This is a genomic window from Eubacterium segne (genome assembly GCF_014287775.1).
In the GTDB taxonomy this organism is placed as follows: Bacteria; Bacillota; Clostridia; order Lachnospirales; family Lachnospiraceae; genus Eubacterium_G; species Eubacterium_G segne.
In genome coordinates this window covers 154,102-176,445 of record NZ_JACOOZ010000007.1, presented here as the reverse complement: position 1 = coordinate 176,445, position 22,344 = coordinate 154,102, and the positions used below count along the sequence as shown (strand labels likewise).

Sequence of the window (22,344 nt, the reverse complement as noted above, 5' to 3'; positions counted from 1 at the left end):
TTCAGTGAAGGAGTGAGGCAAAAATGAATAATAGGAAGTTATTGTATATTTATTATTATGTAAACGGAAGAAAAGTAAGGAATGTAGGATTTGTGGAATGTAAGGAAAAGGACACTACCTGTAAATTTAATCTTACTTTAAAAATACCAAAGGGATATCTTGCAGAGTTTGTTAATATTTACTTATACCGTTATGGAAGTAAGAAGGGATACAAAATTGGTTCCTTAAATCCTGTGGTGGAAAATTCCATGTACACCATAAAGGTAGATAAGAATGAATTAGAACAAAACGGATTTTCCATGGAGGAAATAGCAGGAATATACATATTTAGTAATGAGTACGAAGGTGGAGAATTCAGGGCTGATATGGAGGAAGGCAAAAGAGCCGGTTATCAGGTAAGATATGTGGGATAAATATGTTAAAAGTTTATATAAAATATCAGATGGAATATTAAGATGAAAGAAAAGTACATGAGAGAGGCAATAAAGCAGGCAAAAAAGGCATGGGATATTGGTGAGGTACCTATAGGATGCGTTATTGTATATAAGGATAAAATAATAGGCAGAGGCTATAACAGAAGAATGGTTGACAAAAATACTTTAAGCCATGCCGAGTTAAATGCCATAAAAAAGGCCAGTAAAAAGCTTGATGACTGGAGGCTTGATGATTGTGAGATGTATGTTACCACTGAGCCGTGCCAGATGTGTGCAGGAGCCATAGTTCAGGCAAGAATAAAAAAAGTATATATAGGATGCATGAATCCAAAGGCAGGATGTGCAGGCTCTATTATGAATCTGTTGCAGGTGGACAAATTTAACCATCAGGTAGAGATTGAAAAGGGCATATTAGAAGAAGAATGCAGCAGCCTTTTAAAGGATTTTTTTAGAAATCTTAGAAAATCATAGTTGACAAAGAAAAAGTCATTGGGTTATACTGTATTTCTGACAAATGAATTTGTTATAACACTTCCGTGCAGCCGGGGAGGTAGCGGCGCCCTGAACCTGCAATCCGCTATAGCAGGGGTGATGGTTTGTGTCGGGTATATCTTGTAGGGCTGCCCTTTATAAGTGATGTTGACGTCCGGGTCTTATGCAACGGGGTCCTGTGAACCGTGTCAGGTCAGGAATGGAGCAGCACTAAGCAGATCATCTCGTGTGACATGAGGGTGCCTGGACCGAGTTAACTGTAAAGGTAACGCTTATGGGATATTCACAAAGCAAACCGCACGGATTAATAAAATAAAACATATAAGGGAGTTAGAACATTAACAGTTATTTAGCTGTTTGGTTTTAACTCCCTTTTTGTGTGCCTGGTTTTATTCATTTAATTCTCACGAAAAATACACCCTATTAACACCGGATAGACAAAAACACAACTTGAAGAGCAGCTTACTAAATTGCAGGAACAGCTTACTCAGGCACAGTCAGCATATGAACAGGCAGTGGAAAATGAGGAAAATACCAATAAGCAAAATTCCAACAGCATTGACAATGCATCAGATAGTGTGGAGGATACCGGAAAATGGGAGAAGATTAACCGATTTGAGCTTAAATCAGCTCCCGTTGCATACTTAAAAATTGAACCCTCAGGAGATATGGTGGAAATATATTCACCGGACGATAATAATGGATATTGCCGTGTAGATAAAAGTTATTATAAGATTCCAACAGAGGTATATGATTACATAATGAGTAAAATTAAATAAAGACATATAAGTGTCAATATACTTAATAAAAATATAGAAAAGTTTTCCAACGTCTTGTATGGAAAACTTTTTTGGTTTATAATGATTCCAAAGGCGCAATGGGTGTAGTGCGCCCAAAATCTAAAAAAACAATTTTGCGTGAATATTACGAAGGGAGAAAACATGTCTTATACAGCATTATACAGAAAATTCAGACCTACATCATTTGAGCAGGTTAAAGGGCAGGATCATATAGTACAGACGCTTAAAAATCAGATTAATGCTAACAGAATAGGACATGCATATCTTTTTTGTGGAACACGGGGAACAGGAAAAACAAGTGTGGCGAAGATTTTTGCCAGAGCTGTAAACTGTGAACACCCTATAGATGGAAGCCCGTGCAATGAATGTGAAACGTGTCGGGCAATTAATTCAGGCAGTGCAATGAATGTAGTTGAAATAGATGCGGCATCAAACAACGGTGTAGATAATATTCGTCAGATAAGAGATGAAATCCAATATACGCCGGCTAATGGAAAGTATACCGTGTACATTATCGACGAGGTGCATATGTTATCCATTGGTGCTTTTAATGCACTTTTAAAAACATTAGAGGAACCACCGTCATATGTAATGTTTATTTTGGCTACTACAGAACCCCATAAAATACCAATAACTATTTTATCAAGGTGTCAGAGGTATGATTTTAAAAGAATCACCATAGATACAATAGCTGCCAGACTTACGGAATTAATGGAAAAGGAAGGCATAGAGGTAGAGGATAAGGCTATCAGATATGTGGCAAAGGCAGCGGATGGCTCCATGCGTGATGCTCTTAGTCTTTTAGACCAGTGTATAGCGTTTTATCTGGGACAGAAGCTAACCTACGAAAATGTGTTAGAGGTTTTAGGGGCAGTTGACAATGAAATTTTCAGCAGACTTACCAGAAGTATTATTGCAGGGAATGTTACTGAATGTATTAACATATTAGATGAAATGGTTATGCAGGGAAGAGAACTAGGGCAGTTTGTCAGTGATTTTATATGGTACCTGCGTAATTTAATGCTTATAAAGACTTCTGACGGAGCAACGGATTTTATAGATGCTTCGGCAGAACGTATAGAGGCATTAAAGGAAGAAGCATCAATGGTTGAGACAGATGTAATAATGAGATATATACGGGTGTTCTCAGAACTTGCCGGTCAGATAAAATATGCTTCAAATAAAAGAGTGCTGATAGAAATTGCACTTATAAAACTAAATAAGCCTCAGATGGAAAATGATACGGCATCCCTAATTAACAGAATTTCTATTTTGGAAAACAAAATGGAAAAGGGGGATTTTGTGGCAAAGGTAGCGGTGCCTGCAACTGAGGAGAAGGTAGAAAGTAAACCTAAAAAAGTCTTTGACAAGCCTGTTCCGGCAGATATCCAGTATGTAGTGGATAACTGGGGAAAGGTAAAAAGACATATTTCAAATCCGTATAAGACATTTCTAAATGATGCCAGGTTTAGTGTCAAAGGGGATGATACCCTTCTTATAGTATTTAATCCGGGAGCTATCGGATATGAGGGCTGCAATAAACCTGAGATTATAGAAATGCTTAATAATATAATAAGTGAAGAAATTAATAAGCAGGTCAAGGTAGAAATGACAATGCTTGAAGGCAACCAAAACTTTGGAGATTATTTCCAGGAGGTTGTGTTAAAGAATATTAATATGGAAGTAGTACAGGAGGATTTTTAAAATGGCAAAAAGAGGTGGATTTCCGGGAGGAATGCCGGGGAATATGAATAATATAATGAAGCAGGCACAGAAGATGCAGAAGCAGATGGAGGAAGCCCAGGCAGAACTTGAAGCTTCCGAATATACTGCAACAGCAGGTGGTGGAGCCGTTGAAGTTACAATTTCAGGTTCAAAGGAAATTACAAAAATTAAACTTGATCCGGAAGTTGTAGACCCTGATGACATTGAAATGTTAGAGGATTTAGTTATGGCAGCAGTAAATGAGGCTATAAGAAAAATGGAAGAAATGTCAACACAGAAAATGTCCAAAATTACCGGAGGATTAGGCGGACTGTTCTAATAGTTTGACTTAAAGAAAGAGGTAAGGACATTGGATTACTACAGTGGATATATAACAAAACTAATTGAAGAATTATCGACTCTTCCGGGAGTGGGTGCAAAAACCGCAGGAAGACTGGCATTTCATATTTTGGACATGCCCAAAGAGCAGGTAGAGGATATTGCAAATGCCATGATAAACGCCAAGGAAAATGTTAAATACTGTAAGACATGTTGTACCCTTACTGACCAGGACGAATGCCCTATTTGCAGTAGTAAGGAAAGAGACCATAAGACTATTATGGTAGTTGAGTCTACCAAAGACATGGCGGCATACGAAAAGGTCGGAGAGTATAAGGGAGTTTATCATGTACTTCACGGAGCAATAAATCCCATGGCAGGTATAGGACAAAATGATATCCGCTTAAAAGAGCTGTTTGAACGTCTGAAGGACGACGTAAATGAGGTGATTATTGCTACTAATTCCAGTGTGGAAGGTGAGGCAACAGCCATGTATATCAGCAAGGTTGTTAAGCCTTTGGGAATAAAGGTTACAAGAATTGCCAGCGGTGTTCCTGTAGGAGGAGATTTAGAATGTATTGATAATGTAACATTGCTCAGGGCATTACAGGGACGAGTTACGGTTTAGAAAATGTAAGCATGGATAAATATTAAAATAAGAGGAATTCAAATGGACAAAAACGAGCAGAAGCTGAAATTAGAGGAAATAAAAAGAGCACTGCATGACAGGGATTACGAAGAGGCAGGTAAAATAGCAGATGCTTTGGATATAAAGAAAATTAAAGATAACAATTTACTTAACATCGTGGCAAATGCATATGAATTAAACCATAATTATGAGAAGGCAAAAGAAGTGCTTCTTACAGCCTATGAAAACACAAATACCGGTCGTCATATAGCGTATAAGCTATGTCTTTTGTCAATAAAGACAAAAGATTTTACCGCAGCTAAGGATTATTACGAAGATTTCGTGGAAATGGCACCTAGGGATACATCAAGATTTGTGCTTAAATACAAAATGGCAAAGGCACAGGAAAAGCCTATTGAAGAGTTAATTGGCATACTGGAGGAGTATGTTAATATTGATATGGAGGAAAGATGGGCATATGAGTTAGCCAAACTGTATCACATAATCGGTGACAAGCAGAAATGTATTGATATATGTGATGAAATATGCCTTTGGTTTGCTGAGGGAAAATATGTATTTAAGGCAATGGATCTTAAGAAAATGTATAGCCCGCTAACCCCTGCACAGCAGGAAAAATATGATGAAAACAAGAAAAAAATAGCAATGGAAGCCGAAGCAGCTAAAAAGCATGCGGAGGAATTAAAGCCGTTAGATGTTAAAATGGATATTGTTCATGATATTCCTGAAATTAAGGTGGAACCACAAACTGCGGAGGAGGATATTCAGGCAGCAGTGGCAGACAGCGTGAAAGAGATTCTTGCAGACGAGAAGAAAGAACAGTCTAAGATGGCACAGAATAAGGAGACAGAGGACGAACTTTCGAAAACAAGAATTTTTGACAATACAGCTTCAGGTAATTTAGGAGAAACAAAGATTTTTCCTAAAATGAATGGCGATATGGAAGAAATTATATTAAAATCCGAAGAGGATGACTTAAACAATAAAACCATTGAGGAGTTAATGGAAGAGGCAGAAATAGCTGAACAGCCGGTAGATGAAGAAAAAATCGAGGAAGAGGTTTCAGAACTTGAAGAAGAGGATGAAACTGAAAAAGAGCCGGTAATGGAAGAAATAGTAACGGACTTAGAAGGTGAAAAGGCAAAAGCCCAAAGCAGGGAGGCTGATGAATCATCTTTGCAGTCAGAAGTTACGGAGGATAAGAAAGAACCGGAAGCAGAAAAAGATGAAACATCGGAAATACAGGAAAAATCCCATTCGGAGGATTTGAAAGAAGAAACAGGGCCGGTACAGGAACAGAATGAAGCCGAAAATACCATTAGTGACATGAATGGAGTTGCGGATATATTAAGGAAACTTCAGGAAAGAGGCATATTAAAGGCGGATACTGTTAAGCAGGCTGTAAATATTATAGATGAGGCAACTTCTGCAAGAGAGGAGTTAGAGGAATCTCTAAAGGAAAAGGATGAATTACTTCATTTTAACAGCGAAGATAATTTGCAGAAGGATGGACAGGTTGAAGAGGAGGTTATTGAGCCGGAAAATGAACCTGAGGCAGAGGTAAAACCACAGCCGGAAGTAGAAACCGAGCCTGAGGTAGAGATTGAAGCTGAACAGAAAGCAGAAATTGAGCCTGAGGCTAAAGCTGAACAGAAAGCACAATCTGAACCGGAAATTGAGCCGGAAACGGATGTAGAGCCTAAAGCCCAAAGGGAAGCACAGAATAATTTAGAACCGGAAGAAATAGAAGATGATATGGTAGCAGACCTTAAGATAGACAACTCAGGATTTGTTACCCAGGAACTTCCAACAGAAGATGAATTAAAATCTGCTGTCAGAGAAACTGAAAATCAAAAGTCAGAGGCACCAAAGGCTGAAAAGCCGGGCATGAATTTAAAGGTTAAAAATGCTACATCAGCAAGTATAGAAATTCTTTCAGGAGCAGGTATTGTAGAAGAAGGAAAATTAGAAATCAAGGTACCTGACATGGTAGAAGAGGAAAAGCCGGATGAAAATTTAAGCCAATCACCTGAAGTATTAGAAGAGCCGAAGGAAGAGGAAGAAGAAGTGACACCGGAGGTAACGGAAGAACCGGAAGATAAACAGGCAAAACCGGATGATACAAAGGAAGAAGGAAAAGAAGGAAATACTGACAAGGCTATAGTAAGGAAAAAGGCAAAGCCGATATATAATGAGGAGATTCTGCCTACCGATAAGACTAATGGAGATTCTGCAGAGGACGTAGAGCCTGAAATAGTTTTAACAGAGGAAGAACTGTCAGCTTTTAAAAACTATCTTAATGTGGAAGGATTTGACACCAATATAAGGGATGTTTTAAAGGATTTAATTATTAATTACAAGCCTAATGGAAATTCAGCAGAGGGCAATATAGTTATTATGGGAAGTGAAAAGACGGGTAAAACCACACTTGCCATAGAAATTATTAAGCTTGTAAATAAAAAGCGTGGCAGAAGAAACAGAAAACTGGCAAAAATAGATGCTGTGGCACTTAACAGAAAAGGTTTTAGAACAGTGTTATCAAAGCTTCTTGGAAGTGATTTGATTATTGAAAATGCTGACAGGTTAGGACCTATGACATTAAGTGAAATAACAGATGTATCAGGTATGTTTACAGATGACATGATTATTATCTTAGAAGGCGAAACTGATGGAATGACAAAGATATTAAATGAATCCCAGAGGGCTGCAAGGGTATTTAATCATGTAGTTACCATAAGAGAATACGACATTAAGGAATGGGTAGAATATGGTAAACGCTATGCAAAAGACAAGGGATATGTTTTTGACGAGGTTGCAAACCTTGCATTTTATAAGGCTATAGATGACTTCTTTGGTGTAAATAAGGGAATTGGCAGAAGTGATGTTGAAAGCATTGTAGATGAGGCTATTTCTAAATCAAGAAGAATAGGAAGAAAGCTAAAGGGTATCTTCGCATCTAAAAAAGATGAGGAAGGTAATAACATATTGGTAGAATCAGATTTTAATGTATAAGAAAGGAAGAAACAATGGAAAATTTACAGTTAAAAAAGATTGCTAACGAAGTAAGGAAAAACATTGTTACAGGTCTTCACAGTGCAAAATCAGGACATCCGGGCGGCTCTTTATCAGCTGCTGATATGGTAACTTTCCTGTATTATGAGGAAATGAATGTTGATGCCAAAAATCCAAAAAATCCTAACAGAGACAGATTTGTTTTATCAAAGGGACATGCAGCACCTGTTTTATATGGAGTACTTGCTGAAAAAGGATTTATTCCAAAAGAAGATATTGTGACACTTCGTAAGCCGGATTCATATTTGCAGGGACATCCTGATATGAAGCATACTCCGGGAGTTGATATGTCATCAGGTTCATTAGGTCAGGGAGTATCTACAGCAGTAGGTATGGCATTGGCAGGCAAAATGGATCATAAGGATTACAGAGTATACACATTATTAGGTGATGGTGAAATAGAAGAAGGACAGGTTTGGGAGGCAGCAATGTTTGCCGGACACAGAAAGTTAGACAATCTTGTGGTAATAGTAGATAACAATAATCTTCAGATTGACGGAACAGTGGAAGAAGTATGTTCACCATACCCTATTGATAAGAAGTTTGAAGCATTTAATTTTCATGTTATTGTAATTAACGGACATGATTTTGATGAAATAAGAAATGCCCTTAATGAGGCAAAAAATACAAAGGGACAGCCTACAGCCATTATTATGAATACCGTAAAGGGAAAAGGGGTTTCGTTTATGGAAAATCAGGTAAATTGGCATGGCGCAGCACCTAATGATGAACAGTTTGCCGTGGCAATGGAAGAATTAGAGAAAGCAGGTGAAGCATTATGTCAGAAGTAAAGAAGATAGCAACAAGAGAAAGCTATGGTAAAGCACTTGTAGAGCTTGCAAAGGAACATGACGATATTGTGGTACTTGATGCGGATCTTGCAGCAGCTACAAAAACTGCCATTTTTAAGAAAGAGTTTCCTGATAGACATATTGACTGCGGTATTGCAGAAGCTAATATGATGGGAATAGCAGCAGGATTATCTACCTGTGGAAAGGTACCTTTTGCCAGCACATTTGCAATGTTTGCAGCAGGAAGAGCTTTTGAGCAGGTGAGAAACACTATAGGATATCCACACCTTAATGTAAAAATCGGGGCAACTCATGCAGGAATTTCTGTAGGAGAAGACGGTGCCACACATCAGTGTAATGAAGATATTGCGCTTATGAGAGTTATACCGGGAATGACAGTTATAAATCCATGTGATGATGTGGAAGCCCGTGCAGCAGTAAAGGCAGCATATGAAATGGAAGGCCCTGTATATATGAGATTTGGACGTCTTGCAGCACCGGTTATTAATGATGAAAACAATTATAAATTTGAAATTGGAAAAGGCATATTAATGCGTCAGGGAAGTGACATTACAATTGTTGCTACCGGTCTTATGGTGTCTTATGCCCTTGAAGCAGCAGAAAAACTTGCAGCAGAGGGAATTAGTGCCGAGGTTATTAATATTCATACAATTAAGCCTTTAGATGAAGATATAATTGTAAAATCCGCTGAAAAGACTAAGAATGTGTTTACAGTGGAAGAACATTCCGTAATTGGTGGTTTAGGAAGTGCAGTATGTGATGCATTAAGTGCAAAATGCCCTACAAAGGTAACTAAGATAGGTGTAAATGACGTGTTTGGACATTCAGGACCGGCTTTAGAGCTTATAAAAGAGTTTGGACTGGATGGAGAAGGCATATATAATAAAATTAAGGAGAATATACAGTAATCTTTAATAAAGTTTATAAAAAACGGAAAAAAGTTTACGAAATAAAACCTAACATTAATAAATTAAAGTCTGAATTTAAGAAAATTAAATTTGGACTTTTTTTTATTAGCAAAAGTGATTTATCCATTGAAATAAAAAAATATGATGTTATACTAATGCATGTTGAACGAAATGCAAGGGAGCAGACGTAAAGGTCTAGCTCCCTTTTTCGTTTCTGAGAGCACATAATTATTGAAAAGCACAATGGCAAATTCAGTAATTGTGTCGTCTGGGAAAACATCCCCTTTAAATGTTTTCCAGGTAAAAATATTATTTAGGACTAAAAAAGAATGGAGGAATTAGTTATGGGAGCAGAAGAGATTATTAAAGCAGCAACAGACAGCAGTTTTGCTATTTGGTTCCTTATTGGTGCCAGCCTGGTATTCTTTATGCAGGCAGGCTTCGCAATGGTTGAAACAGGATTCACAAGAGCAAAGAATGCCGGCAACATTATTATGAAAAACTTAATGGACTTTTGTATCGGTACTATAATGTACATAGTATTAGGTTTCGGGCTTATGATGTCAGAGGATTATGTAATGGGAATTATTGGTATTCCAAATCTTGATATCTTTATCCATTATGACACATTTAACTGGTCACAGTTCGTATTTCAGTTAGTATTCTGTGCAACAGCAGCTACAATTGTTTCAGGTGCTATGGCTGAAAGAACAAAGTTCAGTGCTTACTGTATTTATTCAGCAGCAATCAGCTTAATAGTATATCCTATTGAAGCAGGCTGGGTTTGGAACTATGGTGGCAACGGATGGTTACAGCAGTTACATTTCGTAGATTTCGCAGGTTCAGCAGTTATTCACTCTGTAGGTGGTATGGCGGCATTAGTTGGAGCCATTATTGTGGGACCTCGTATTGGCAAGTACACAAAGAGATCTAATGGTAAAATCAGATCAAACGCCATTGCAGGTCACTCAATAACTCTTGGTGCATTAGGATGCTTCATTCTTTGGTTTGGATGGTATGGATTTAACGGTGCAGCAGCTACAAACAATGACAGCTTAGCATCAATCTTTATGAATACAACAATTGCACCGGCAACAGCAACAGTAGTTTGTATGATATTTACATGGATTAAAGACGGAAAGCCTGATGTTGGTATGTGTCTTAACGCATCCCTTGCAGGTTTGGTAGCAATTACAGCAGGATGTGCTTCAGTTGATACTGTAGGAGCATTAATCATTGGTGCAGTTTCAGGTATATTAGTGGATGTAGTAGTAGAAGTTTTAGATAAGAAGTTCCACATTGATGACCCGGTTGGTGCCGTTGGTGTTCACTGGGCAAACGGTGTTTGGGGAACAATTGCCGTAGGTTTATTTGCAACAGGTAGGGGAGAAACAGTTAATGCATTTGCAGATGGTTCTTACTACGCAGGTTTATTCTATGGTGGTGGAGCAAAACTTTTAGGAATCCAGATTTTAGGTATTGTAGCAATTGATGTTTACGCAGCAATAATGATGACAATTGTATTCCAGATTATTAAACATACAATTGGACTTAGAGTTAAACCAGAAGAAGAAATCATTGGTATGGATATTTCAGAACATGGCCTTGCATCAGCTTACGCAGATTTCCTCCCAGCAGCACCATCATATGCAGGAGAAAGCGAAGGTTCAGTTGACCTTTCAGATGTTAAACCGGTTGCTCTTGCTCTTGGCGAAAGAGAAGAAGGCAGATATACAAAGATTTCCATTATATGTCCGGAAGAAAGATTTGGTGTACTTCGTGACACAATGAATGCTATTGGAGTAATGGGAATGACGGTATCTCAGGTAATGGGATGTGGAGCTGAGAAAGGTAAGACAGGTAGATACAGAGGTGTACCAACCACAATGAACCTTTATAAGAAAGTACAGGTTGACATAGTAGTTTCAACAGTTGATCCGGGACTTGTTGTGGCAGCAGCAAGAAAGGCACTTAATACTGAACACTATGGCGACGGTAAGATTTTCGTAACAAATGTAGAAGATGTTATGAGAGTTCGTACAGGTGAAGTTGGTGTGGAAGCATTAGCTTACAAGGATAAATAAAAAACAGGAAAAGAGTTGTATATCAGTTAGATATTTTGGAACTCTGTTCTTAAATATATATTTTACTTAATCTCATTAAAAAGGGCTGTGGTCTTGACCTGATAAGTCAAAGCCGCAGCCTCTTTTATGCCTTATTAAGCTAAAAAAACTACTTACTATGTCTCCATGTAAGAGGTTGATTATTATCATTGTCGTTTAAATCTGAAGTATTTCCGGTTTGGGAAGTATCCTCTGCAATTTTGGTATCCTGATTAACTGACAAAGTGTTAATGGATGTTTTTAATAAAAGAGATACCTCATCTTCGTCAATACCCATAGCTTCAGATAATTCAGCTAATTCAGGAACACGACCAAGCTTTTCACTTAACTGCTTTGTAACTTTATCCAGTAAATTAAGCTGGTCAGCCAAATGCTGGCTTATGCGGTCAGAATTAATCTGTTCGTTAATGGTATTTTTTATGGCATCAGTAACACGGTTTGTAATAAATTCATTAAAGTCACCGCAATTACTGTTATAATCAGATACCGCCAGCATCATGCCAATATTTCCTTCCTGAATAAGGTCGCCAAAGGAGACCCCTTTGCCACGAAAATTACCGGCAAGTTCTGCTACTAATGAAAGACTACCTTCAACTAAACGTTTTGAAGCTTCGGCATTACCTGAAAGTAACTGATTTATTAATTCAACCTTTTCTGTGTCAGACAAAGGTTCAATGTTTTCCATATCTGACATATACATATTGACGAAAGCGATTTCCTCTTGGGACTCCTTAAAATTTGAAACTTTTTCAGGAATGCCTTCATTAGGGGAATCCTCCGCTATGCTTTCTGTGGTATCTTCATTTAATGTGTCAAAAAAAGACGTTGGTGTAAATCCTAAAACCTTTATTTTATTAAGGCTTAAATAGTCGTTAATAAAACCGTACTGACTTTCGTCATCAATTAAATCCTTGAAAAAGACCTTAACATCTTCCTGAGTGATTTCGTTACCTTTTGTAGCTGCGTAATCCACAAGAGAAGTAAGAGCCTCGTTAAATTGTGCTTTTTTATCCATAACAATATAATAGTCGGAAAAACTTTTTATCCGACTGAATCCTTTCATATGTTATGTTAATGATACATAAAAGCCTTGCAAAAATCAAGGATAATGGGTAACATTTAAGTACACGTATATATAAAACAGACATTAATGCAGGAGTAGACTTATGAAGAAGAAATCGATAATAAGGGAAAGAGTAGTATCTCTTTTTTTCATATTAATATTTATAGCAGTTTGCATGGGAATTGGAGCAGGAATGGCATATATAAACCATGAGTCAGATCCCACAGATGTTGCCGCAGGATATTTCAGAGCGTTTGTAAGCAGTGATTTTAATAAAATGTATGATTACCTTACAAAGGAAAAAGAGGTTTACATAAATAAAGAAACATATATCGAAGCCATGAAGCAAATGCGCTTACAGTATACAATTGATTCTTACGAAATATTAGACCCGGAGAAAAAGAACGGACAAAAGTTAGTCAGGGTAAAATGTATAGATGACTCAAAAAAAGAAAACAGATATTTTGAAATATATGTTGATGAAATAAGAAAGGGAATGAATATTATACCGGAATACTCTGTTAATTGCGACAGCATGATTGTAAAAAATTTTACTGTAGTTATTAACAGTGGAAATCAATTAAAAATTAACGGGAAAACCATTACAAAGGATAATGCTTCCGTAGAAGAAAAGGATGGTAAATTGACTTATAAATTTAAGGGTATTCTTTTGGGAGATTACAAGGTAGTGGCTACAAACAAATATTATGCAGTAAACAGTCAGGTGGATTTAAAGAAACCTGATACAACGCTTGATATGACAAAAAAATCTTACACTGCCAGTGAAGAATATTCCGGGAAAATAAAACAGTCAGGAGATAAAGTCATTAAGTTATTTTATAAGGCGGCAAGGGATAAAAAACCATCCTATCCAAACCTTATAAAATGCTTTCCTAATAATAAAAAGCTGAAAAGTAAGGTCAAGGACCTTGTTACTAAGACACAGGATATAATATATCCGCCGGATACTAAAAATATAGAAGACTATAAGGTATCTGACTTTAATATAAATAATTTAAAGAATACCATAACGTATAATGACAAAACAAAGGTTTATACTTTAAAATATACTTATAGCTATAATTATATGGCATCTACAAAGACCACATTGTATAATAGTTATGTGTATACCCTATCCGGAAAATGTAAAAGTGAAATGACTTTAAACTATACCTTAAAGGGTGATGATATTTCACTTACGGATATAAAGTTATTAAACAAAAATACTAAGAAGGAATAAAGGAGATAATTACATGGCAAAAGATATTTGGAAACCGGGAAATATGTTGTATCCCCTGCCGGCTGTTTTAGTTACTGCTACAGACGGAGAAGGAAATGATAATGTATTTACAGTAGCATGGACAGGCACGGTAAGTTCGGATCCTGCTATGGTGTACATTTCAGTAAGACCTTCAAGGCATTCTTATGATATGATAAAACACACAGGTCAGTTTGTTATAAATCTTACTACAGAGGAACTTGCCAAGGCTACAGATTACTGTGGCGTAAAGTCAGGGAGAGACGAGGACAAGTTTAAGGCAATGAATCTTACAAAGGAGGAGGCAAAATATGTTGCGGCACCTCTTATAAAGGAAAGTCCGGTAAACATTGAATGTGAGGTTCTTGAAATTACACATCTGGGAACTCACGACATGTTTTTGGCAAAGGTTTTATGCGTTCATGCTGATGAAAAATATATGGATTCTAAAGGAAAGTTTGATTTGGCAATGGCAGCACCGCTGGTTTATTCCCACGGACAGTATTACGGAGTAGGAAAAAAACTGGGAAGATTTGGATTCTCAGTGAGAAAAAACAAAAAGAGAAAATAAGAATCAGGAGGCTGAAAATTATGAGCAAAAGCAGCGATAACATTATATTGATAGGTATGCCGGGAGTTGGAAAAAGCACTGTAGGAGTAGTGCTGGCAAAGGTATTAGGCTATAGCTTTATTGATTCTGATTTAGTTATTCAGGAGAAAACAGGACGCCTCCTTAAGGATATTATTGCTGAAGAAGGTACAGAGAAATTTAAGGAGATTGAAAATGACGTAAATAAATCCCTTAACACAACAAAGGCGATAATAGCTACCGGAGGAAGTGCAGTTTACGGTCAGGAGGCAATGGAGCATTTTGCAAAAATTGGAACCATTGTGTATCTGGAATTAGAACTTAATGAGTTGTCAAAGAGACTGGGAAGTCTTAAAAAACGTGGGGTGGTTTTAAAGGAAGGACAGACTCTTAAGGATTTATATAATGAAAGAACACCGTTATATGAAAAATATGCGGATATAATAGTAAATGAGCACCACAGTACAATACAGAAAACTGTGAACAAAATTGTTGAAAAATTGGAGGAAATGAAAAATTAAAATTATTAATAATCTATTTAATCAGAAGAGATGGTTTTGGGCTGTATCAGCTCTTGCCTTACAAATGATGATAGTTATTATTTTTTCCCAGATGGCAATGGAAATACATGCTTATAGTTTCATTGCCGGGCAAAATATAAAAATAAAAGAAGCTAAAGATAAGGCTGAAATGGCAAAAAAAGTTGTAACTAAAAAGAAAACCATTAAGAAAAAGGCAAAAAGTTCTGAGGCTTCTTTTATTATGCCTGTAAATGGAGGAATTACCACCTCAAAGTTTGGGGATACAATATCAAGAAGCTCAAGGCATTTAGGACATGACTGGGGAGTATGTGTGGGAACAAAGGTAAAAGCGGCAAAGGAAGGAAGGGTAACCTTAGCGTATTATAGTGAAAGCTATGGTTACAACGTTTTAATTAATCACGGAAATTTTGTGGAAACCAGATATGCTCATATGTCGGAATTAAATGTGGAAAAGGGGCAGAAGGTTTCAAGGGGACAGGTAATAGGATTAAGTGGAAATACAGGAGACAGTACCGGTCCTCATCTTCATTTTGAAGTAATAATTAATGGAAAAAAAGTTAATCCCGTTAATTATGTAAAGTCCGGAAACGGTGGGTAACTTTTACCCGCTTAGTGCATATTCTAAAATTATAAAAAGCCTTTAGCTGTTTACAAAGTAGGAGATTGTGTTATAATATATGAAAGTGTGCATAAAAATATCAATAGGTGAAAAAAGCAGATTTTGACAAGAATTAAGGCACACTGTTATTTATTTGAGTAAATTTTTGGAGTTTACATAAAACCCGAGGTGAATAATGGAAAAATATATTATTAAAGGTGGAACACCACTTTATGGTGAAGTTGATATAAGCGGGGCGAAAAATGCAGCATTGGCTTTGATTGCAGCAGCAATTATGACCGATGAAGATGTAACTTTAGAAAATATTCCTGATGTCAGTGACATCAATCAGTTAATAGATGCAATAGAAACAATTGGGGCAAAGATAAACAGAGTTGACAGACATTGTGTAATTATAAATGGTGGAACCATTAATTCCTGTATTGTGGAAGAAGAACAGATGAGAAAAATAAGAGCTTCTTATTATCTTCTTGGTGCCCTTCTTGGAAAGTTTGGAAAGGCAGAGGTGGCTCTTCCGGGAGGCTGTGTTATAGGAGAGAGACCTATTGACCAGCATCTTAAGGGATTCAGGGCATTAGGAGCTACAGTTATCCAGGATCACGGAATGCTTAATGCACATGCAGATGTATTAAGAGGAAACAATATTTTCTTTGATGTTTCTTCAGTTGGAGCTACCATTAACATAATTTTGGCAGCTGTTATGGCAGAAGGTAAGACTATTATAGAAAATGCGGCAAAGGAACCGCATATTGTTGACGTGGCTAATATGTTAAACAGCATGGGTGCCGACATTAGAGGTGCAGGAACTGACAAGATTAGAATTAACGGAGTTGAGAAATTGCACGGAACAGTGTATTCTACCATTCCGGACCAGATTGAAGCAGGCACATTTATGTGTGCGGCAGCTGCAACAGGTGGAGAGATTTTAATTAAGAATGTTATTCCTAAGCATTTAGAGTGTATTTCATCTAAATTAATGGAAATGGGATGCACAATTATAGAATATGATGATTCAGTTAAGGTTAAAGCCGGTGATTTTATCAGATGTGCGAACATAAAGACACTTCCTTATCCCGGATTCCCTACAGATATGCAGCCACAGATGGCAGCAGTGCTTACTATGGCTAATGGGGTAAGTACCGTTACGGAAAGTATCTTTGAAAACAGATTTAAGTATGTAGCAGAATTAAACAGAATGGGTGCCATAACTAAGGTAGAAGGCAGAACAGCCATTATTACCGGAGTTGGAAGTATTCAGGGTGCTAAAGTAAAGGCAACTGATCTTAGGGCAGGAGCAGCATTGGTTATTGCGGGTCTTGCAGCTGAGGGATTTACTACGGTAGATGATATTGTATACATTAAGAGAGGATACGAAAGATTCGATGAAAAGTTGTCAGGACTTGGAGCAACTATCGCAAAAGTAGATTCTGAAAGGGAAGAACAGAAGTTTAAATTAAAAGTAGGATGATAAAAAAAATCAATAAAACTGATTAATATTGTCACTACACAAAGGAAAAGGCATATGTTAATATATGTTCATCCTAAAAATATTGCAAAGGCTATGAAGAGGAATAGTAATTAATGAGCTGTACCAAGAGAGATGTCGGAAGGTGCGAGACATCAGATGCAGGTTAATGAACTCGCCCCGGAGCTTCCGGCTGAAAACATCAAGTAGGTCAGGACGGAAATCCACCGTTAAAAGGAAGGGATGTGAATGCATCCTATGAGAGTGTGTATTTATTACATGAAACAGAGTGGTACCGCGCAAGTAAAGCTTACGTCTCTGTGCTTCCTACAGATGGAGCACAGGGATATTTTTTTGCATTAAAAGTTGGAAACTTTTATATAGATATTTTTTAAAACAAGATTAAAGGAGATAATTATCATGATGAACTACAAGAAGTATAAGAGACAGTATTTTATGCCACCTGTAGTAACTACAGACTGGGTAAAGAAGGAGTACATTGAAAAGGCACCTATATGGTGTAGTGTTGACCTTAGAGATGGAAATCAGGCTTTAATTGAGCCTATGAGTCTCGAAGAAAAACTGGAGTTCTTCCAGATGCTTGTGGATATCGGATTTAAGGAAATAGAAGTGGGATTCCCGGCTGCTTCAGAAACAGAGTACAATTTCATGCGTGCCCTGATTGAAAGAAACATGATACCGGATGATGTTACAGTTCAGGTTTTAACTCAGGCAAGAGAGCATATTATTAAGAAAACTTTTGAAGCTGTAAAGGGTGCAAAGCACGCAGTTATTCATTTGTACAATTCCACATCAGTGGCACAGCGTGAACAGGTTTTCAAAAAGAGCAAGGAAGAAATAATGAAAATCGCCGTAGATGGTGCAAAGCTTCTTGATGAATTAGCAAAGGAAGTAGACGGCAACTTCTCATTTGAATATAGCCCTGAAAGTTTCTCAGGAACAGAAATGGATTATGCATTAGACGTATGTAATGCAGTATTAGATGTGTGGAAACCAACAAAGGATAACAAGGTTATTATTAATCTTCCGTCTACAGTGGAAAATGCAATGCCGCATGTATTTGCAACCCAGATTGAATATATGCATAAGAATTTAAAATATCGTGATGCAGTAACAATATCAGTTCATCCACATAACGACAGAGGTTGCGGTGTGGCAACAGCTGAACTTAGTGTATTAGCAGGAGCAGATAGAATTGAAGGTACATTGTTTGGAAACGGTGAGAGAACAGGTAATGTTGATATAGTTACTCTTGCCATGAATATGTTATCTCATGGTGTTGATCCAAAGCTTGACTTTAGCAATTTAAATGAAATAAGCAAGGTTTACGAGAGACTTACAAGAATGAAGGTAGGTCCACGTCAGCCATACGCAGGAGATTTAGTATTTACTGCTTTTTCAGGTTCACATCAGGATGCCATTGCCAAGGGTATGGCATGTAGGGCAGCAGGCAAAACTGATGAGTGGACTGTTCCATATATTCCTATTGATCCTGTAGATATTGGAAGAACATATGATTCTGATGTTATTAGAATTAACAGCCAGTCAGGAAAAGGTGGCGTAAGTTACATTTTGAAGCAGAACTTCGGACTGGATTTGCCGGATAAGATGAAGGAAGAAGTGGGATATACAGTTAAGCATGTTTCAGATAAGGAGCATAAGGAATTATCACCTGACTGGGTATATCAGATATTTGAAGATAAATACATAAATGATGTGGGAGCATTCTCTGTTCCGGAAGTACATTTCCAGCAGAAAAACGGCATTATGGCAGAAGTTACCATTGCACAAAATGACGGGGTAAGAATTGTTAAGAGTACAGGTAACGGTAGATTAGATGCTGTAAGTAATGCATTTAAGCAGTATTTTAATATTAGCTACGAACTTTCAGTATACGAGGAACATTCATTATCAAGAGGTTCTTCTTCAAAGGCTGTTTCTTATGTGGGAATAAGCTATAACGGAGCTATGCATTGGGGCGTAGGATTAGACGAGGATATTATTAAATCATCAATCCATGCATTAACAGTAGCCGTAAATCAGGTTATTAAGGAATTAGGTGAAAAAGACTGCCAGGACGAGAGACTGACTGAAATAATTAATTATATTAATACAAATTATTTAACGGTTTCTTTAGATGAATTAGCAGATCAGTTCCATCTTTCAAAACCTTATTTATCAAAGTACATTAAGGATAAGTCAGGAAAGACCTTTGGAGAGTTAGTTAAAAATGTCAGAATGAAAAAGGCAAGAACTCTTTTAAAGGGGGGAAACATGACTGTTGAATCTATTGCAGAAAAGGTAGGATACCAGAATGTTGAACATTTTAACCGCCTTTTTAAGAAAAAGTACGGAATGACACCGGTACAGTTTAGAAACAGCAGAGATTAATGTTTTTGGGATTTATTCCTTGACATATGTATGCTATAATAGTAATATAACCATTGCAAATAAATATTTTCTCTTATTCAGAGTGGTGGAGGTACAAGGACCGAAGAAGCCACGGCAACCCCGACATTTGTCAGGAAGGTGCCAACCTGAGCAGACACAAGTTTGATCAATAAGAGGATTTGATACCTTGAATTCAAGTCCACTGTTTAGTGGACTTTTTCTTTTATAAAAATAAGGTTTAAAGAAAAATAAATTCTCACAAGTAGAAAATAAATATTTGTAAGATACTATAGTTAAAGCATTTAAAACAAAGAAAAGGAGAAGTAAATGGAAAAAAGATTGTTTACATCTGAATCAGTAACTGAAGGTCATCCTGACAAAATGTGTGACCAGATATCTGATGCCATATTAGATGAATTAATGCGTCAGGACCCTATGAGCCGTGTAGCCTGTGAAACAAGTATTACAACAGGTCTTGTGTTGGTTATGGGTGAAATAACTACAAAGGGATATGTTGATATACAAAAAATAGTAAGAAATACTATCAGGGAAATCGGTTATGACAGGGCTAAATACGGATTTGACTGTGACACATGCGGAGTTATAACAGCATTAGATGAACAGTCAGCAGATATTGCATTAGGAGTTGATAAGGCTCTTGAAGCTAAGGAAAACAAAATGTCGGATGAGGACATTGATGCAATTGGTGCCGGTGACCAGGGAATGATGTTTGGATATGCTACTAACGAAACAGAGGAGTTAATGCCATATCCTATTTCATTGGCTCATAAGTTAGCAAGAAAACTGACGGAGGTCAGAAAAAACGGAACACTTCCATACTTAAGACCTGATGGAAAAACACAGGTTACAGTAGAATATGATGAAAATGGAAAGCCATTTAGATTAGATGCGGTAGTTTTATCGACTCAGCATGATCCGGAAGTTACCCAGGAGCAGATACATGAAGATATTAAGAAATATGTATTTGATGAAATTCTTCCACAGGATATGGTAGACGAAAATACAAAATTCTTTATAAATCCAACAGGACGTTTTGTTATAGGCGGACCAAATGGCGATAGCGGACTTACAGGACGTAAAATAATTGTTGATACTTATGGTGGATACGCAAGACACGGTGGTGGTGCTTTCTCTGGAAAGGATTGTACAAAGGTTGACCGTTCAGCTGCTTATGCAGCAAGATATGTTGCAAAAAATATTGTGGCAGCAGGATTAGCAGATAAATGTGAAATTCAGTTATCATACGCCATTGGTGTTGCACATCCTACATCAGTAATGGTAGATACATTTGGAACAGGAAAGGTTTCAGATGAAAAATTAGTGGAAATCATTCGTGATAAGTTTGATTTAAGACCTGCAGGTATTATAAAGATGTTAGACCTTCGCAGACCTATTTACAAGCAGACAGCTGCATATGGTCATTTTGGAAGAAATGATTTAGACTTACCTTGGGAAAAGACTGATAAAGCAGAGGAACTGGCAAAGTTAGTTTAATGTGATGTGAGTTTTCGGAAATTACGTAACAAGAAAGTAATCCGTAGACAATGGTGAGTGGCAGTGATACATTCATATTGACATAAAAGCGGTGCTATGGCGTTGAATAAAGCGATAGTGCCGCTTTTCTTATAGAGGACATGGAAAGTGGTATGTATATTATAGCGAAAGAGGGGAAAACATTGATTATTTAAAAAAGAATCGTAATAAAAAATGTTCATTAAATGGAGAGCGTGTTACCTGGATGTTAAGAACACCGGAAACTTATTATAGTTCTGCAGTTTGTGTTTTTACCTGGGATGACAAGATATCGATATAAAATGCATATGAAAAGGCGGGATAAGACCGGCATTATGTATAGATTCATCAACAAAAGTGTCATATGAAGGAAATGGAGGAGGAAGGTTTGTTATTATGCATGAGGGACCGGAAAGCACAGGTGAGGAATAAAATTTAGATTTATTTTTTTATAAAAATGATAACGATTTATTGAGGATACCTTTCCTGTAGAAAAACGAAATATTCTTTGTAAGAAATAACATATCTTTAACAGTTTTCATGGATTATCAGTGTTTGTATTTTGGTAAATTATTGTGCAAAATTTTTGTACAAAATAAATAAGAAAGTTTAGGAGAAAATGATGGAATCAAAAAAATTTAATTTTGTTTATGAAAAGACAACAGAGGAAGACAGAAAATTTATTGAATCATTTCAGATTGAGAAGGAGTATCATAGTGGAATGGTAGATGTGATGTATTGGGCTTGTGATAAGGAAAAGGGGATGTATTTCATTCTTAATGATGCTTCATTAGGATTAGTGTTGGAGGGAGTGAATGGACCTAGAGTGGCAAACTTTATATATAAAAATATAGTGAATACTATAAAATATAACTATCATTCTGATAGATTTGTACATTCTATAGAATATAAAGAATTTAGGGTAGATAAAAAGCTAAAAGATGAGGAAGAGTATGTTGTTGAAGCAATGAGAAAAGCATTAGAAGTATTTTGGGGGAGTTTTTTTAATGATCGAAAAATGAAGGCCTTAAATTGATAAAACTTAGCACAAGGGAATTACATAAGCACAATGTAAAATAAATAATAAAGTTTAGGAGGAAATGATGGAATCAAAAAAATTTAATTTTGTATGTGAAAAGATAGCAGAGGAAGACAGAAAATTTATTGAAGCTTTTCAGATTTATAGGGTGTATCATGGTGGAAATGTAGATGTGTCAAATTGGTCTTGTGATAAGGAAAAGGGGATGTATTTCATTCTTAATGATTCTCCATTAGGATTAGTGTTGGAGGGAGTGGATGGACCTAAAGTGGCAAACTTTATATATAAAAATATAATTAATACCATAAAATATGACTATCATTCTGACAGATTTGTACTTTCTATAGAATATAAAGAATTTAGGGTAGATAAAAGGCTAAAAGATGAGGAAGAGTATGTTGTTGAAGCAATGAGAAAAGCATTAGAAGTGTTTTGGGGGAATTTTTTTGATGATCGAAAAATGAAGGTTTTAAATTGATAAAAACTTTGTGCAA

20 protein-coding genes, 1 other RNA gene, 1 riboswitch and 1 other annotated feature are annotated in these 22,344 nt (G+C 36.7%); of the genes, 20 read left to right on the top strand and 1 reads right to left on the bottom strand.

Features of this window, described 5'->3' with window-relative positions; genetic code table 11:
• Positions 1–23: 23 nt before the first annotated feature.
• The 11 genes from H8S00_RS10615 (at position 24) to H8S00_RS10565 (ending at position 11,291) form a co-directional block, all read left to right on the top strand.
• Entirely contained in the window at positions 24–413 is a 390-nt protein-coding gene (locus H8S00_RS10615) for a hypothetical protein (RefSeq protein ID WP_021951791.1), read from the top strand.
• Between the two features lie 42 nt (positions 414–455).
• Positions 456–905 carry a tRNA adenosine(34) deaminase TadA gene (gene tadA / locus H8S00_RS10610; RefSeq protein WP_021951792.1) on the top strand — a complete coding sequence of 150 codons (450 nt, stop codon included), beginning with the start codon at positions 456–458 and terminating at the stop codon, positions 903–905.
• A 63-nt stretch (positions 906–968) separates the two neighbouring features.
• An RNA gene (gene ffs / locus H8S00_RS10605) (signal recognition particle sRNA large type) lies at positions 969–1,229 on the top strand.
• A gap of 167 nt (positions 1,230–1,396) precedes the next feature.
• Positions 1,397–1,705, top strand: a complete 309-nt coding sequence (locus H8S00_RS10600) for a hypothetical protein (protein WP_118589935.1) — start codon at positions 1,397–1,399, stop codon at positions 1,703–1,705.
• Positions 1,706–1,867: 162 nt separating this feature from the next.
• On the top strand, positions 1,868–3,430 hold the full coding sequence (gene dnaX, locus H8S00_RS10595; protein WP_021951794.1) for a DNA polymerase III subunit gamma/tau: 1,563 nt from the start codon (positions 1,868–1,870) through the stop codon (positions 3,428–3,430).
• Between the two features lies 1 nt (position 3,431).
• On the top strand, positions 3,432–3,770 hold the full coding sequence (locus H8S00_RS10590) for a YbaB/EbfC family nucleoid-associated protein (RefSeq protein WP_021951795.1): 339 nt from the start codon (positions 3,432–3,434) through the stop codon (positions 3,768–3,770).
• Between the two features lie 30 nt (positions 3,771–3,800).
• On the top strand, positions 3,801–4,397 hold the full coding sequence (recR, locus tag H8S00_RS10585) for a recombination mediator RecR (RefSeq protein WP_021951796.1): 597 nt from the start codon (positions 3,801–3,803) through the stop codon (positions 4,395–4,397).
• 42 nt (positions 4,398–4,439) lie between these two features.
• Complete coding sequence (locus H8S00_RS10580; protein WP_118589933.1) at positions 4,440–7,427, top strand: hypothetical protein; 2,988 nt, start codon at positions 4,440–4,442, stop codon at positions 7,425–7,427.
• 14 nt (positions 7,428–7,441) lie between these two features.
• Positions 7,442–8,278 (top strand): transketolase, encoded by an 837-nt coding sequence (locus H8S00_RS10575; RefSeq protein ID WP_118589931.1) that lies wholly within the window; start codon positions 7,442–7,444, stop codon positions 8,276–8,278.
• On the top strand, positions 8,266–9,207 hold the full coding sequence (locus tag H8S00_RS10570) for a transketolase family protein (RefSeq protein ID WP_021951799.1): 942 nt from the start codon (positions 8,266–8,268) through the stop codon (positions 9,205–9,207). Before H8S00_RS10575 ends, H8S00_RS10570 begins: the two co-directional genes overlap by 13 nt.
• 344 nt (positions 9,208–9,551) lie before the next feature.
• On the top strand, positions 9,552–11,291 hold the full coding sequence (locus H8S00_RS10565; RefSeq protein ID WP_021951800.1) for an ammonium transporter: 1,740 nt from the start codon (positions 9,552–9,554) through the stop codon (positions 11,289–11,291).
• Between the two features lie 148 nt (positions 11,292–11,439).
• Here H8S00_RS10565 and H8S00_RS10560 read toward each other — a convergent pair whose 3' ends face one another.
• The gene (locus H8S00_RS10560; RefSeq protein WP_158577291.1) at positions 11,440–12,345 is read right to left on the bottom strand and encodes a sigma-70 domain-containing protein; all 906 of its coding nucleotides are present in this window, start codon (positions 12,343–12,345) and stop codon (positions 11,440–11,442) included.
• Positions 12,346–12,496: 151 nt separating this feature from the next.
• Here H8S00_RS10560 and H8S00_RS10555 point away from each other — a divergent pair, with 151 nt between their 5' ends.
• From H8S00_RS10555 to H8S00_RS10515, 9 genes are all read left to right on the top strand, one after another.
• Positions 12,497–13,633 (top strand): hypothetical protein, encoded by a 1,137-nt coding sequence (locus H8S00_RS10555; RefSeq protein WP_021951802.1) that lies wholly within the window; start codon positions 12,497–12,499, stop codon positions 13,631–13,633.
• Between the two features lie 13 nt (positions 13,634–13,646).
• On the top strand, positions 13,647–14,222 hold the full coding sequence (locus tag H8S00_RS10550) for a flavin reductase family protein (RefSeq protein WP_118589925.1): 576 nt from the start codon (positions 13,647–13,649) through the stop codon (positions 14,220–14,222).
• A 20-nt stretch (positions 14,223–14,242) separates the two neighbouring features.
• Positions 14,243–14,761, top strand: coding sequence for a shikimate kinase (locus H8S00_RS10545; protein WP_118589923.1), 519 nt, complete (start codon positions 14,243–14,245; stop codon positions 14,759–14,761).
• A 64-nt stretch (positions 14,762–14,825) separates the two neighbouring features.
• Complete coding sequence (locus H8S00_RS10540; RefSeq protein WP_118589921.1) at positions 14,826–15,380, top strand: M23 family metallopeptidase; 555 nt, start codon at positions 14,826–14,828, stop codon at positions 15,378–15,380.
• Positions 15,381–15,576: 196 nt separating this feature from the next.
• Positions 15,577–16,869, top strand: coding sequence for a UDP-N-acetylglucosamine 1-carboxyvinyltransferase (murA, locus tag H8S00_RS10535; RefSeq protein ID WP_021951806.1), 1,293 nt, complete (start codon positions 15,577–15,579; stop codon positions 16,867–16,869).
• Positions 16,870–16,953: 84 nt separating this feature from the next.
• Positions 16,954–17,189 (top strand) — a binding site (T-box leader).
• A gap of 97 nt (positions 17,190–17,286) precedes the next feature.
• Entirely contained in the window at positions 17,287–19,278 is a 1,992-nt protein-coding gene (locus H8S00_RS10530) for a 2-isopropylmalate synthase (protein WP_118589919.1), read from the top strand.
• Positions 19,279–19,348: 70 nt separating this feature from the next.
• Positions 19,349–19,454: riboswitch (SAM riboswitch) on the top strand.
• 151 nt (positions 19,455–19,605) lie between these two features.
• Entirely contained in the window at positions 19,606–20,793 is a 1,188-nt protein-coding gene (gene metK, locus H8S00_RS10525) for a methionine adenosyltransferase (RefSeq protein WP_021951808.1), read from the top strand.
• Between the two features lie 640 nt (positions 20,794–21,433).
• Positions 21,434–21,847 (top strand): hypothetical protein, encoded by a 414-nt coding sequence (locus H8S00_RS10520; protein WP_118595002.1) that lies wholly within the window; start codon positions 21,434–21,436, stop codon positions 21,845–21,847.
• Between the two features lie 67 nt (positions 21,848–21,914).
• Positions 21,915–22,328 (top strand): hypothetical protein, encoded by a 414-nt coding sequence (locus H8S00_RS10515; RefSeq protein ID WP_118589913.1) that lies wholly within the window; start codon positions 21,915–21,917, stop codon positions 22,326–22,328.
• Positions 22,329–22,344 lie beyond the last annotated feature (16 nt).